The organism is Paenibacillus solanacearum (assembly GCF_910593845.1).
GTDB lineage: Bacteria > Bacillota > Bacilli > Paenibacillales > NBRC-103111 > Paenibacillus_G > Paenibacillus_G solanacearum.
Genome location: NZ_CAJVAS010000018.1, coordinates 59,131 through 73,088 on the forward strand (window position 1 = coordinate 59,131; position 13,958 = coordinate 73,088).

Below are 13,958 nucleotides of genomic sequence, written 5' to 3' on the forward strand. Positions count from 1 at the left end.
AATAAACGATATGAGGAGGCGTTTCAATGAAAAACATAGCGATTGTATCCATCATTGGTGTGCTTGCAGGCTCTTTAACAGGCTGCGCGGGAGGCGGCGCTCCGGAAAGCCCGAAGCAGCCGGCAGCGGAAAAACCGCATGATCCGGTCACTTTAAAAATGTTCACGACCCAGCCGTTCAACAAGGACGATCTGAGCAACCTGATCAATGGACCGCTCCAGAAAAAATATCCTTATATTACCGTCGAGCCGATCGAAACGCCCAACAATTCGCTGACGCAATACATCGCCACCGGAGAGCCGATGGATCTGCTGACGATATACAACGGTCATATCCCGTCGTATAAAGACTTTAATATTTTTACGGATATTACGCCGCTGGCGCAAAAGATTTCATTTGATTTCGGCCGGTTCGATCCGCGGTCATTGGAAACGGTCCGGGCGATCTCGGACAAAGGCGAGCTGTACGGCATTCCTTATAACGTGCAGTTTAACGCAGTGTATTACAATAAGGACATTTTCGACCGGTTCGGGGTGGCGTATCCGAACGATGGGATGACATGGGAGGATGCGATTCGCATTGGCCAGAAGTTGACGCGTCTTCAGGACGGAGTGCAGTACCGGGGATTGGACCCGGAAAGCATCATTCGGCTAATGTACCCGTTATCCGCAACCGTTGTCGACGGCAAGACGAATAAATCTCTTGTGAGTGGCGAGCTGTACAGAAAGCTGTTCGAGACGGGGTACCAAATTTATTCCATTCCCGGAAACAAACCGGCGAAGTGGAGCATCAACTCCACGAACGCGTTTATTAAGGACCGCAATGTGGCGATGTTTGCAGGCGTGAACATCTTTAACTCGCTCGCGCAGTACCAGGACTTGAACTGGGACCTCGCGCAGTACCCGAGCTACAAGGATAAACCGAACGTGTACGGCATGTACGATCTGCACGTCATGACCATCAGCAAAACAAGCAAGTATCCGGACGAGGCGATGAAAGTACTGGAGGTGCTCTTCTCGGATGAGGTGCAGATGATGAGCACCAAAGAAACGGGGCGGGTATCTCCTCTGAAAGACCCGAAGTTCAAAGCGGCCTTCGGCGCAGATATGCCGGTTCTGAAAGGAAAGAGCATTCCAAGCATTTTTAAAAGCCAGCCCGCCTCGGCTCCGCCGTTCTCCATTCATTATCCGAAAGCGAGGGACATCCTCAGCAATCAATTCCAGCAATATGCAGACGACAAAAAGGACATGAATTCCGCGCTGAGGGACGCCGACGAACTGATCAATCAATATATATTGGAAAATACCAAGTGATCCTTGCCAGGAGGACCGGCGACAAGACGACGATATTGATTTCCCATCGTCTGGGGATTACCTCTATCGTCGACCGCATTCTCGTCTTCTCGAGCGGCGAAATTATCGAAGAAGGCAGCCACGAGGAGCTGATGGCGCTGGATGGCCAGTACGCCAAGATGTATCGCGCCCAGGCGTAATGGTATAACGAGGACGTGGAGCTGCAAAGCAAGCTGGTCAATACGTAGTTGTAAGCGCGAGAGAAGCGGCTGCCGGGGAAGGCAGCCGCTGTTTGCCGTGGCCTGAGGTTCTCAAGCGCATTGGCCGATTGGTCTGCGCACTGCTGCTTGGGACATGCGCGGCGAACAGCCAGGACGTGGCGCCGAGGCTTTCGCTCCCGGGGAAGCCCGGATACGGCGAGAGCGGGGGCGCAGACTTGCCGCTTGCGCGCGGTAGCGGCAGGCCGTATTTACGATGCCTTATGCAAGGCCGCTTCGAGCAGCAGCCAGCGTTCATGCTGCCATCTCCATAACGAAGTGACGTAAGCTATCGTATCGGCATTGTAAAATCCGGCGATGCGCTGAACGCCATACAATCCGCAGACGCCGCTAGGGTCCAGACGGACCGGACGAAGAACGCTGTATGCGTTCGGAAGCACGTTCGTCGGCGTGAGCAGCTTGCCGTCGCGGTAATAGCCGGCTTGATCGTAGGCTGCCTTACGGTCAGACAAATCGATGGTATACCGCTGATTCGATTCCTTGATGGCAATGGTCGCCCGATAGCCGTCCTCGAAGCGGCCGGTTATGCCGAGAGGCTGCGGCACGGGAAGCTGCCGAGGAACGTGATGCAATACGGTATACAAGTAATGATCCGACGTTCCGGCGCTGCCGCCCGTCTCGGCGGTGACGTAGATGTCCGCGACGCGATCGCCTGTGAAATCGCAAAACTGCATGGTCGGATTGTACCCGCCCGGCACCGGAATCACGATCGGCCGAGGCTTTGTCCGGTCCGTCACTTCCACCGCCAGCTGCTTGAAGTAGACGGTATCGGGGCTGTATTTTTGCCCGTATAAGGAAACGCGGTCTGGAAGCCGGTCCCCGGTCACATCCACGTCCTTGCTGTCCAATAAAATGTAATCTTGAGCCGGCCTTGCGAGCCCGTTGTTCATCATGCACATCTCTCCCTATTGCTTGCAGTATATGTGGGTCGATGACCCGAGGGCACCCTGAATGCATGCCGGACAAGCCCAAGGAGCGGGAAACCTGTACCCGTCAGGGATGTTATTTCGTTTAGCACATATATATTTTACGTGCCTGATCGTTAAGGGGATCAATGGTGAGGGGGAGATGAGGGGCTCAGGGATGACGCATTACGAGCTGTTGTTTCATTGGAACCGGCTGGACTGGCATTTCCCGGACGCCGTCATGGAGCGGGAGTTCGAGGAGAAGCAGTATTGGAGGAAATGTATGCCGGCCGGGGTGAAGGTGGACCATCACGGCCATATGTACGTGTCGGTGCCGCGGTGGGACTACGGGATCCCGTCAACGATGAACCGGATTGTCATTCGGGACGGCGCACCTGTGCTCGACGCGTTCCCCAGCTGGGAATGGAATGAGCCCGGCGATGTCCGGGCGCTGCAATCGGTGCTCGGGTATGAAATCGACGAATACAACCGGATGTGGATACTGGACCAAGGCAAAATCGCCTACGGTCCATCGCTGGAAGGCTCGCAAAAGCTGGTCATCTGGGATTTGAACAGCAACGCGCTCATCGACTCGATCGTCATTCCGAACGAGATTGCGCCGTACCGGACCTCGTTTCTGAACGATATCGTCGTGAACCATACCAACGGCTTCGCTTATATGACCGATTCGGGCAGCGGCTGGCCGGATCATCCGCTGGCCGGCGGCATCATCGTGTTCGACATGCGGGCGCGGTCGTTCCGGCGCGTGCTGGACCGGCATTTCAGCACGCAGGATGTTCCCGGCTTCCGGTTCGAGATCGATACGCAGCCGGTGTTCCAGCACAAGCCGGTCCGCATCGGAGCGGACGGCATCGCGCTTTCCGCGGACCGTTCCACTTTGTACTACTGCCAGGTGACAGGCCGGAACTTGTACGCCGTCGATACGTCCCTGCTGCGCAGCCTCCATACCCCACTGGAGACGATCGCCGGCGCCGTTCAAGCGCTCGGCAGCAAGAAGACGACGACCGACGGCATGCACGCGGACAATCAAGGCAATGTGTTCTACACGATGCTGGAGGGGAAGGGCATCGGCTTCTACTTCCGCGCAAGCGGCGGCTTTTATTCGCTTCTGTCCGACGACCGGATGCTGTGGGTCGACGGGGTCGCTTTTGACCAGCGAGGGTGGATTATATTTAACAGCAACCGGCTTCACCACATGTTCGACGAGCCGCAAACGATCGACTGGAGCAACCCGTTCAATCTGGCAATCTGGAGAGCTTATATCGGCGCGGATGTGAAGTCGTATTTGTACCCTTAAGTCTCGTTGAATTGAAAAAGCCTCCCATGAACCGTAAAATAAGCAGTAATGGCAATATGCAAAAATCTTGGCCAAGGCGGCAAGCGATCATGCGCCCCTTGGCCTCGAAGGTATGGGCCGGTTATCAAGCAACGAACATGAGGAGGATCTTCCATGAAGCCGCAAGCCAAAGCGCGACCTGTCCTGACCGAAGGACCTATCGCCAAGACGCTTTTTCTTTTTTCACTGCCCATCCTGCTCGGCAACGTGCTGCAGTCGCTCAATGGATCGATCAACTCGATCTGGGTCGGGAAATTTCTCGGCGAGACGGCGTTGGCGGCCACGTCCAATGCGAATATCATTATGTTTTTCCTGTTAAGCCTTGTCTTCGGCGTGTCGATGGCGGCCGTCATCCTCGTCGGACAAAATCTCGGCGCCCAGAAGGTGGACGAAGCCAAGCGGGTCGTCGGCACCAGCGCGGTGTTTTTTGCCGCGATGTCGGTGATCGTCGGTCTGGCCGGCATCATCTTTTCGCCGCATATCTTGGACTTGCTCAATACGCCGCCCGATGCCAAGGAGCTGGCCGTCAAGTATACGCAGATCATGTTCGCCGGCATTCCGTTCATGTTCGGGTACAATCTGGTCATGGCCGTGCTGCGCGGTTCAGGCGACGCGAAGACCCCGTTTTATTTCTTGCTGCTGTCGGCGGCACTGGACATCGTGCTCAACCCGCTGCTCATCGCCGGCATCGGCCCGTTTCCGGAGCTCGGCATCAGCGGATCGGCGATTGCGACGTTTATCGCCCAGTTCGTCAGCTTCGTGCTGCTCTTGATGTATTTGTATGCGAAAAAATATTTTTTGCGCATCACGCGAAACGATCTGCATCTGCTTCGGCTGGACTGGCCGCTCATCGGGGTACTCGTCCGCAAAGGCTTGCCGATGGGACTGAACATGGTCGTCGTTTCGTTCAGCAATCTGGTGCTTATCCATATCGTCAACGCGTTCGGTTCCGAGTCTACGGCGGCTTTCGGCGTTGCCACACAAATTTCCAGCTACGTGCAGATGCCGGCGATGGCGATCGGCGGGGCGGTGACGTCCATGGCTTCGCAAAATATCGGGGCCGGCAAGTGGGATCGGGTCAGCCGCATTACGTGGACTGGCGTCGCCTTCAATATCGGCTTGACCGGTTCGCTTGTCGCGGTCATTCATCTGTTCAACCGCGAAGCGGTGGGCTTGTTCCTGCCGCTGGGCGGCAAGGCGATCGAACTGGGCGTTCATATCAACAATTTGACGCTGTGGTCATTCATTCTGTTCGGCATCTTTAACGTCGTGGCTGGCGTCGTCCGTTCGGCCGGGGCGGTTGTCGTTCCGCTCATCATCTCGTTCATTGCGCTGCTCCTGGTCCGCATTCCGTTCGCCGAATATTTCGGCAGCGCCTATGGCTTCGACATGATCTGGTGGAGCTTTCCGATCAGCTTCGCCATCGGCGCAGCGCTCAACCTGCTGTATTATCGCTTCGGCAACTGGCGTAGTGCTCGCCTGATGGAAGCGGCCAATCGGACCAAACCGGCTTCCTGATCCGAGGCGCGAGCGTGCGGCGTGAACCTGCGATCATGGGTCCGCGTCTGCCCGGGGAAACAGTCTGCCTGAAAATCATCGATATAACGCCCCTCCCGCACATACAGTATAGTATGGAGTTATTTCGCGAGAGTTGGGGAGGACATGATGACATTAAGCGATTGCGAGAAAGTGCCGCGGGTTCGCGAAGGGACCTTCATGAACGGCCGCATCTCGCTGTTTCGAACCGGCTATACGCTCATGATAAGCAACAATCCCGAATATTTGGGCGGACAGCAGCTCAAGCAGCAGGCTTTGGCGGATGAAGGGCTGTACTTGTACAGAGATACGGCAACCGGGCGGGTGCGGGTTTTCCTGTATCATTACAACAATACAAAGTCTACGGTGAAGCTGGCCGTGTCCGTCCGAAATCCGGGTAAAACCGGCATGCACTTGTATCGAAGCCGTACCGGCATCTCGGTACACGGTCAGTCGATCATGGCCGGTACGCAGGCTTGGCACGGCTGGCTGACGAATGCGCCGCAAGGGCAGGACACGTATGTAAGCGCACTGCCCGCAGGCGAGTCGATGCACGTGCTGGAATCGCCGCTCGTACAGGTGAACGAGACGGTGTGCGGCGTGGTCGACTTCTTCGCTTTGTCGGGTTACGGCTTCTATGCTCCGCTCGAAATTACGGTATACGCGTTGGCGGAGCGGATCGCGCCGCGGCTCGCTGCGGCCAAGCCGGACCCGTATTACCAGCAGCTGCCCGACCGGCCGGCCGACGATCCTTGCTTCCGCGGGCAATACATCGAGTACGGGGACCCGTGCTTCGAAGCGTCGGTGCGAGGGACGTTTCCCTCCTGCTCGCGGTACGCGCTTGTGCCGTGGGACGCGTCGGGAGGCGCCCGCTATATGGAGCTGTTCAACCGGCATTCCAGCCCGCGAGCACTGCTGGGCGAATTCGAGCCGGGCATCGACGCGACGACGCATAAAAAAGTATACGTCGCCAATTACGGCGTAGATTACACCTTGCAGTTTTTGTTTGCGGATGAAGGGCACAAACAACATCTCGACGGCTATTTTCAAAATCCGTATGATTCATGGCAATATTTCATCCTGTCCGAAGACGGGGATGCGCGGTATTGCGGCGCGTTTGCCAAAGACGAGGCATGGCATTACAAGAAGCTGCGGTTGGCCGATTCCCGCCTTCACCGGCTGTGGACGACCATTCCGGGAGGCTTTAGCGGCAAGCAGCAAATCGTCTGGAAATAGTCGTCAGCAAATCGTATGATAGCGACCACGCGATTCAGAGGGGCGATATCATCGTGTTCAAGGTGTCGAATGATCGTATGTTTGTGAAGCGGGTCATTGCGCTGCCGGGAGAAACGGTGAAAGTCGCAGGCGATCAAGTCTATATCAACGGGGCGCCGCTCCGTGAGCCGTATTTGAAAGCGGCGATCGAAGGGGCGGCATCGAAGGGGAGCACATACAATGTGCGTGATTACGCGGAGCATACCGTGCCGGAAGGCTGCTATTTCGTTCTGGGAGACAATCGGTCGAACAGCTCGGACAGTCGCGATCTCGGGTTCGTGAAGCGCGAGCAGATCGTCGGTAAAGTGACCTCGGTGAATGGATCGCCGCTGCCATAGGAACGTCAACATAAGTACATGCGGGTCGGAGGAATCACGGTGAAATTTTACGTAGCATCAAGTTTCAAGAACATCGACAAAGTCAGGTACGTCAGCAAGCAGCTCGCGCAGCGCGGCTTCACGCTTACGTACGACTGGACGAACCCGGGCGAAGCGCTGACGCTGGAGCGGCTCAAGGAGATCGGGCAGCTAGAGAAAAGGGCGGTAAGCGAAGCGGATGTCGTCATTGTGCTGCTGCCGGCGGGCAAAGGAATCCATATCGAGCTTGGCCTGGCGCTTGGCTTTGGGAAAAAGATTATTTTGTACGCTCCTGACGATGAAGTGAACCAGATTGAGAAGACGAGCACGTTTTACCAGTTGGACGAAGTCGACCAATGCATCGGCACGTTGGATGAGCTTATTGACTATGTGACGGCAACGTCCATACGCGTCTGATGAGTTAAGCTTGCTAAGCCAGAGCGAGGCAAGCATTGGTTATCGTCAGCTCGTTTAATTGATCCAATGGTAAAAAAATATAGGCTTCCCGATGTGACTTTACGGATGCCTCTCTTGTCTAACCTATGGACCGGATAAAAATCGGCTGAAGCTTGGCCGGCCGTCGGAAAGTGGGGGAGTTACGATCAGGCAGCTTGTGTACTTTTGTTTATTTTTCGGTATCCTTATTTTCAGCAAAAAAGTGATTGTGGCTTGCGGGCTGTTGGTTTTGTTTTTTGCCCTCCTGTTGCTTTGGAAAGATAAGCGATAACAGCAGGAACCTGTGGACCTTCGTCCGATGAGGTGCGTTATGAAAGGAAGGACAGCAGATTGCGCATAGGGCTCATGTCCGGCTGTCCTTCTCGAAGCGTCCGCTACATCGAGCGAACGAAGCTCAGTACGTCGCCGGGCTCCATCCGAGTTCGATAATCCGGATTCACACTCGCGAGCCGGATGGTCCCTTTCGTATCGATCACATACGTCGCGGGCACGGGAAGCTCCCATGATTCGTCGCCGTTAAACTGCTCCAAGGCAAAGCCCAGCGAGCGGTATATGTGCTGCAGCGGTTCTGGAAGCTTAAATTTGAGCGCGTAGGCCTCCGCTGTGTGATTGCCCGAATCGCTTAAGACATGAAAGCTCAATTCGTTCTTGGACTGCATCGACAAGGAGCGGTCCGGCGTAAGCGGACTGATAGCTAACAGCTGCGCGCCGGACTCGCGAATGTCGTCCATGATGCGCTGATACGCCCTTAGCTCCAGATTGCAGAACGGGCACCATTCCCCGCGGTAAAAGGTGAGGATCACGGGCCCTTTGGCGAGTTCCTCTGACAAATTCACGTTGTCCCCCGCATGATTGCTCAAGGTGAAGTCGGGCGCTTTGGCGCCGACCGTAAGCCCTTTAGCGGCTCCGGATTCCCGCAGTTCCCCGATTTGACGCTCGAATGCTTCCGTGACTTCCTTGGGAAGTACCTCCAAGCCATGTTTCGTCATCGCTTCCAGTTGCTGCTGCAACGTGGCAATTTGCGGATTGCTCATTCTTTTTCTCTCCCTTCCGTTGATGCAACCATCGTAGCATGCCTTTCAGGGCCGCTCTACCACTGGACGGAGTCCGGCTGCGGTTGGCGGGAGCACGGTTGCAGCAAAATTGCATCGCATTAAAGACTGCATGCATCGGAGAGAATTTTTGGTTACATCCGGCGAATGAATTGTCCGGGATTGACGCCGTACTTGTCGCGAAACGCTTCGGCAAAATAGCTCGGGTTAGAATAGCCTACGGCATAAGATACGTCGATAACGCTCGCGGCGCCCTCCAGCAGCAGCCGGTACGCCCTTGTGAGACGCTGCTCTCTTAAATAACCGAACACGGTGCTGCCGTATACTTCTTTAAAGCTGACTTTCAATTTATGATCGTTCAAGCCGACCATGCGCGCCAGCTCCAGCAGCGATGGAGGTTCGGTCATTCGCTGCAGCAGGATATCTCTTGCTTGTTCGATTCTGGCCCGGTCGGTCCTGGAAAGCTTGGTGGATGCGGAAGTTCCGTCCAGCAGCAGCGTGCGGAAGCCTAACGACAATAGCTCCAGAAGCCTGCACTCTGTCTCCAGGTTTCTTGCTCCTTGTTGGGCGGCGGCTTGCATCAATTGCGTCAGCAGGACGGAAGCGGCCGGATCGATCCTTTCATGAAACATGCGAAAGGGTTTTCCGCCGATAACCCGGTGAAAGTCGATCGGACGTGCGCCGCCGGCTTCTTCCATAAAATGATGGAAGGCGGTGACCGGCATGCCGACACTCAGCGCCTGAATCGCTTGCCCACGGGTAAAATGCAGGCTAGCTTCTCCCGGATGGGCAAATTGCAGCATATAACTGCCCGCCGGGGCTTCGAAATGTTCTCCAGACACGAGAACGATCCGCGCCCCTTGCAGGCAATAGCTCAATTCCACCATAGGCGCTTCGGTGCGAAAGTTCACTTGCCGATCTTGATGAAGTGTAAAATCCGCCATGGCGACTCCCAGATCGCCGCGGGGAGCAAGCCGGTGAACCGCACCTTCTCCTATTCGGGAAGGCAGCCGCATCCGTTCGGTCCGTTGGTCCGACTGCCTGTGCACCTCAAGATCGTCGAAGAAGCGATTGAACATGTGCTGGACGTCTGGAATCTCCGTAACGACACCCCCTCTGTCGGGTAAAGCTGGATTGTATTATTCATTATAGACGCCCGGAAAACAGATGGGAAACGGGAGAAATGTAGGCTTGACTAGGAGACGCATACCAAAATGACCCGCGGCATCGCTGCCACGGGTCACAGAAATTATTTTTTCTTCTCGGCTTCAACCGCTTTGTTGATTTCCTCGTCCAGATCCCGAAGACCTGAGTTCACATCCCCATTGCTTGACAAGATTTGACTGAATTTTTTCTCTGTCATCGGTTCGGCGATTTCGCGGTACAGGTAGGTCGGGTATTTTACCGGCTTGCTTTTCACGATGCCGGCCAAGTTTTTGCTTTTCAAAGTTTCGTCGCTTTGCCCGAACGCTTTCTGAACGGCTTCATTGTTCAGAGGGGAGACGCGGCCGGCTTTGGAGACGTTCATCTGTACCTCATCGGAGGTTAACACTTCCATCACCTGGAGCACCTGATCCATATGCTTCGTTTGTGGCACGGCTCCTACCATGTACACGGTCGCATTGCCGAACGTGTTCGGCTTGTCCTTGTAGAACGGATGCTGCACGACGTCCCACTTGAGTCCGTCTTTCTCCGCTTCTTTCAGCCGCGACAACAGGTTGGTTTCATTCAGCATGGCGATGGTGCGATCCTTGGAGAACCCGTTCAGTCTGTTCTTGTTCGCATCCTTCGACGGCTCGTTGCCCGGAATCGAATAAACTTGCTGCCCTAATTGGAAGACGCGCTTCCAGCCTTCGCTTGACGTAATGGCTTTCTCCGTTTTGTGGTCAATATATTCTAGGCCGAGCGGCTGCGCTAGCCTCACGATACTCGCGATATCCCAACCGCGGTACTGAACGCCGTTATCGATCCGCGTAACCTTTTTGGCAAGCTCGTAAGCATCCTCCATGGTCATGCCGTCCTTCGGATAAGGAACGCCGAATTTATCGAAGATGTCCTTGTTGTAATACAGCGCATGAAAACTCGTTTCAAGCGGCAAACCGTATAATTCACCTTTTTCGGTCACCGAATATTGAATATCGTCCAGGTAGTTTTGCCCAAATCGTTTCAAGTCCAATTTATTTTGCTGGAATAGCGCTTTCATATCCATGTTGATTCCGCGGTCTTTTAACCCAGGCATGTTGCCGTTGAACGAAATGTACATGTCCGGAACTTCGCCGGCCGCAATAAGCTGATCGTACACCTTGAACGAGTTGGCGCTTACAAGCTCCAGCGTGATATAAGGATATTTCTTGGTGACCGGCTCGATGTACAGCTGTTTGAATTCGTCATTTATCGGCAAATGGACGGCGAATTTGAGCGTAACCGGCGTCGTATCCACGACCTTAGCCGGTGTCTGCGGCTGGTTGCTTCCGCTCTTCTGTCCCGCTTCTTCCTTCCCGCAGCCTGCTGCAGCTGTCATTATCAAGGCGAGTGCCATTCCCATTTTCAAAGTTTTCAAGATGATCCACCCTTTCTCTATATCAGTTGTTGTGCTGCAATCTTGGATACAAATTGTAACCGCTTTCAAGTCATTCGGCTTTTTTAAATGTAGCTCGTCAGGTCCCTTATTGCAAATCATTACACCCCTTTTGAATTTCTTATTCCATTTCATCATAATCACAAAATGATCTTCCGAACATGCACCATTAGTTCATGCACAATATATTTTATTTCAATCAAGAGACAAGTGCCGGGACCGCCGGGCGGCAAACCTCATGTTTGGCTTGCCATATGCCGTTGTCCGTATGCGGTCTCCCGGGGAGAGTTCGGTTCAGACGAATACTTTCTCTTTTCCCGGCTTAGCAGGGCATATACATTATTCATAAACATTCTTTATAAAAAGCAGGGATGGAGGAAGATGCGAATGGAGCGAAAACTGCCTTTATTTATCGTCACGGGCGCCAGCGGCGCAGGAAAAACCACGGTGATGGACGAGCTGCGCGTGCAACTGCCCGACTTTGATGTATTCAGTACGGATGCCGATGCATTTGGTGCGATGGCTGCCTCCTTGGATTATCCAAGCCGGTTTCAAATCCTGTTTCGTTTTGCTTATGGGGTGGCTAAGTCGGGAAGAGGGACGGTCATCTGCGGGACATTGATGCCATGGGATGCGGAGAAATGCGACGCTTACTCCGAATTCAGCGAAGTTTGTTTCATTAACCTGCATTGCGATGACGCCACACGCAACAGCCGGCTTCGCCATCGTGCGGATCAGGCCATCTGGACTGACGAAATGCTCCGCTCTCACGAGACATTTGCCCGGTGGCTTCTCGACAATGCAGATACGGCCTACAATCCGCCGATGCCAACGATTGATACGACCGATACGCCTCCTGCCGAAGTTGCGGAGCAAATCAAGGAATACGTCCTGCGGAAGTGGAAGGAGGTGACCGCGCAGTCACCGAAGTTAAGAAAATAATAAGCATTCGCTGGGGTTGTTATTAAGATCCTCCTCCTACAATGGTATCAACACGTGCAACAAGAAGAGGAGCGACCCCCACCGATGGATGCTGATGAGAAGCAAAAGGTTGGTTTGAAAAGAAAGCGACAGTGGAAAGCGATCATACGCAAAGCCTTGATTATGTTCGTTGTCTGCTTCGGCTATGTTCACCTGTTCGCTTCAAGTGCTACGGCGCAAGACACCATCTCCGAACAGGAGATCGACCGATATATTCAGGCGAAGATGCAGCAAAATCACATTCCCGGCTTGGCAGTTGCTATGGTTCGTCAGGATGGGACGGTACTTTCCAAAGGATACGGGAGCACGGCAGACGGGCAGCCTGTCACGACGCATACGCCGTTTGCGGTCGCTTCGCTAAGCAAATCGTTTACGGCTCTGGCCGTCATGCAGCTGGCCGAGGCGGGCCGAGTGAACCTGGATGCCCCGATTGCGGCGTATCTCCCTGCTTACCGGCCGATCGATCCCCGTGGCCTGACGCTTACCGCAAGGCAGCTATTGCACCATACCAGCGGCCTGACCGACACGGCATACCCCGACATGACCGTAAAGCCGCAGCCGCATGCGCTGGACGAGGTCGTGCAGCGGGTGAATGCCGTCACGCTACACAGCGACCCCGGCAAGGAGTACCATTACAACAACACCAATTACGTGCTATTGGCGGCATTGGTGGAAGCGGTCAGCTCCGAGCGGTTTCCTGATTATTTGCAGCGGCATCTGTTTCAACCGCTGGGCATGCATCATACGCTGGATGCAGTGAGCACCGGACAATTCCGGTCCATGTACGGGAGCCTTTTGCCGCAGGGACATTACTTGCTGTTCGGTCGGCCGGTCGCCGCAGTAGAACCGGAGTGGTTTGTGGAAGGGGCGGCCGGCATCGTCTCTACAGCCGATGACATGGCCCAGTGGCTGCAGCTGCAGTTGAACCGGGGACAATGGAACGAAGCGCAGTTGCTCCGCAGCGAACACTTCGAGGCCATGCATACCCCGGCGGACGCTTCCGGTGCTTACGGAATGGGCTGGACGATTTCCAGGACGGAAGACGGGACCAAGCAGCTGCAGCATGGAGGCATCTTGTGGACTTATAAATCGGAAATGCTCCTGCTGCCGGAGCAGGGCATGGGCGTCGTTATTTTGTTCAACACGGGCTTGAACATCTTTGTCGATTACTACGCCTTTATCAGCGGCCTAAGCGGCTTCCTTACGGATCATCCGCCGGGAGATTCACTTCTCGGCAGCAGCACCTTGGAATGGGGGATGGTCTTTCTCTTGCTCGTTACGGTGTCTCTCGGCATCCGCAGCCTGGCATGTTTGCCGAAATGGGAAGAACGCAATAAACGCCGTTCCGCGCGGCGAATCGTGATTTCCCAGCTGTTCACTCTGATGCCATGTTATATGCTGGTCCTGCTGCTGCACATCCTTACGTGGATTGGAGGAGGCCGGGTGCTCAGCCTGCAAGGCATGTGGATGATGATGCCGAGCGTGATCCTTTGGCTTGCTGTCGCTTCTGTGCAAAGCCTGATGTTGGTGACGCTCCGATTGCTCCGGGTCGTACGCCGGCGTAAGGCTGCCGGACCAGCACTTGTTGGGATAAAGCGTCGGCCCTGAATCCGTGATTTGTTATAGTTCGAACGGTCTCCTCTCGATGGAGGCTTTTTTGCGTGCTTCCATTTTAAGTATTTCACGCCCCAACATTTACCTTCGAAAAATGTCGTTTATGTTGTTCAGAATTTGTTGTGAGCTGACGATTATAATATTGCATGACTAAAGTACTACATAATTAGACAAAAGAAGGGGCGGGATATGTCAAATAATGTAGAGTCTTCGCTAACTTTGTTGGAGCGGGAGTAATCGGCATGTTGCATGGACAAGTGTGAAAACAGTGCTACGGA

The 13,958-nt window shown here is 54.5% G+C and carries 13 protein-coding genes; 9 read left to right on the forward strand and 4 right to left on the reverse strand.

From position 1 onward, the window contains the following. The first annotated feature begins 26 nt into the window (after positions 1–26). Together KXG62_RS19200 and KXG62_RS19205 are read left to right on the forward strand one after the other, a co-directional pair. The gene (locus KXG62_RS19200; RefSeq protein ID WP_218093621.1) at positions 27–1,313 is read left to right on the forward strand and encodes an ABC transporter substrate-binding protein; all 1,287 of its coding nucleotides are present in this window, start codon (positions 27–29) and stop codon (positions 1,311–1,313) included. Then, a complete protein-coding gene (locus tag KXG62_RS19205; RefSeq protein WP_218093622.1) occupies positions 1,310–1,492 on the forward strand; it encodes a hypothetical protein in 183 nt (60 codons plus the stop codon). The genes KXG62_RS19200 and KXG62_RS19205 overlap by 4 nt, the downstream gene beginning before the upstream one ends. Before the next feature lie 269 nt (positions 1,493–1,761). Here the strand turns inward: KXG62_RS19205 and KXG62_RS19210 are convergent, their stop codons facing one another. Next, entirely contained in the window at positions 1,762–2,463 is a 702-nt protein-coding gene (locus tag KXG62_RS19210; protein ID WP_218093623.1) for a hypothetical protein, read from the reverse strand. Positions 2,464–2,653: 190 nt separating this feature from the next. Here KXG62_RS19210 and KXG62_RS19215 point away from each other — a divergent pair, with 190 nt between their 5' ends. The 5 genes from KXG62_RS19215 (at position 2,654) to KXG62_RS19235 (ending at position 7,416) form a co-directional block, all read left to right on the forward strand. Next, entirely contained in the window at positions 2,654–3,793 is a 1,140-nt protein-coding gene (locus tag KXG62_RS19215; protein ID WP_246627529.1) for a major royal jelly family protein, read from the forward strand. Positions 3,794–3,946: 153 nt separating this feature from the next. Continuing rightward, positions 3,947–5,350, forward strand: a complete 1,404-nt coding sequence (locus tag KXG62_RS19220; RefSeq protein WP_218093624.1) for an MATE family efflux transporter — start codon at positions 3,947–3,949, stop codon at positions 5,348–5,350. Between the two features lie 144 nt (positions 5,351–5,494). Then, a complete protein-coding gene (locus tag KXG62_RS19225) occupies positions 5,495–6,604 on the forward strand; it encodes a hypothetical protein (RefSeq protein ID WP_218093625.1) in 1,110 nt (369 codons plus the stop codon). A 32-nt stretch (positions 6,605–6,636) separates the two neighbouring features. Further along, positions 6,637–6,981 (forward strand): signal peptidase I, encoded by a 345-nt coding sequence (gene lepB / locus KXG62_RS19230; RefSeq protein WP_343223498.1) that lies wholly within the window; start codon positions 6,637–6,639, stop codon positions 6,979–6,981. A gap of 39 nt (positions 6,982–7,020) precedes the next feature. Then, complete coding sequence (locus KXG62_RS19235) at positions 7,021–7,416, forward strand: nucleoside 2-deoxyribosyltransferase (RefSeq protein WP_218093627.1); 396 nt, start codon at positions 7,021–7,023, stop codon at positions 7,414–7,416. A 413-nt stretch (positions 7,417–7,829) separates the two neighbouring features. On the opposite strand, the gene KXG62_RS19240 is transcribed toward KXG62_RS19235, so the two are convergent. From KXG62_RS19240 to KXG62_RS19250, 3 genes are all read right to left on the reverse strand, one after another. Next, positions 7,830–8,489: a peroxiredoxin-like family protein gene (locus tag KXG62_RS19240; protein WP_218093628.1), complete on the reverse strand. Its 660-nt coding sequence runs from the start codon at positions 8,487–8,489 to the stop codon at positions 7,830–7,832. 152 nt (positions 8,490–8,641) lie between these two features. Beyond that, positions 8,642–9,586, reverse strand: a complete 945-nt coding sequence (locus KXG62_RS19245) for a helix-turn-helix transcriptional regulator (protein WP_218093629.1) — start codon at positions 9,584–9,586, stop codon at positions 8,642–8,644. 170 nt (positions 9,587–9,756) lie between these two features. Then, on the reverse strand, positions 9,757–11,067 hold the full coding sequence (locus tag KXG62_RS19250; RefSeq protein WP_218093630.1) for an ABC transporter substrate-binding protein: 1,311 nt from the start codon (positions 11,065–11,067) through the stop codon (positions 9,757–9,759). A 405-nt stretch (positions 11,068–11,472) separates the two neighbouring features. On the opposite strand from KXG62_RS19250, the gene KXG62_RS19255 reads away from it, so the two are divergent. Together KXG62_RS19255 and KXG62_RS19260 are read left to right on the forward strand one after the other, a co-directional pair. Then, entirely contained in the window at positions 11,473–12,027 is a 555-nt protein-coding gene (locus KXG62_RS19255) for a P-loop nucleotide/nucleoside kinase family protein (RefSeq protein WP_246627530.1), read from the forward strand. Positions 12,028–12,111: 84 nt separating this feature from the next. Then, the gene (locus tag KXG62_RS19260) at positions 12,112–13,674 is read left to right on the forward strand and encodes a serine hydrolase domain-containing protein (RefSeq protein WP_218093632.1); all 1,563 of its coding nucleotides are present in this window, start codon (positions 12,112–12,114) and stop codon (positions 13,672–13,674) included. The last annotated feature ends 284 nt before the right edge of the window (positions 13,675–13,958 follow it).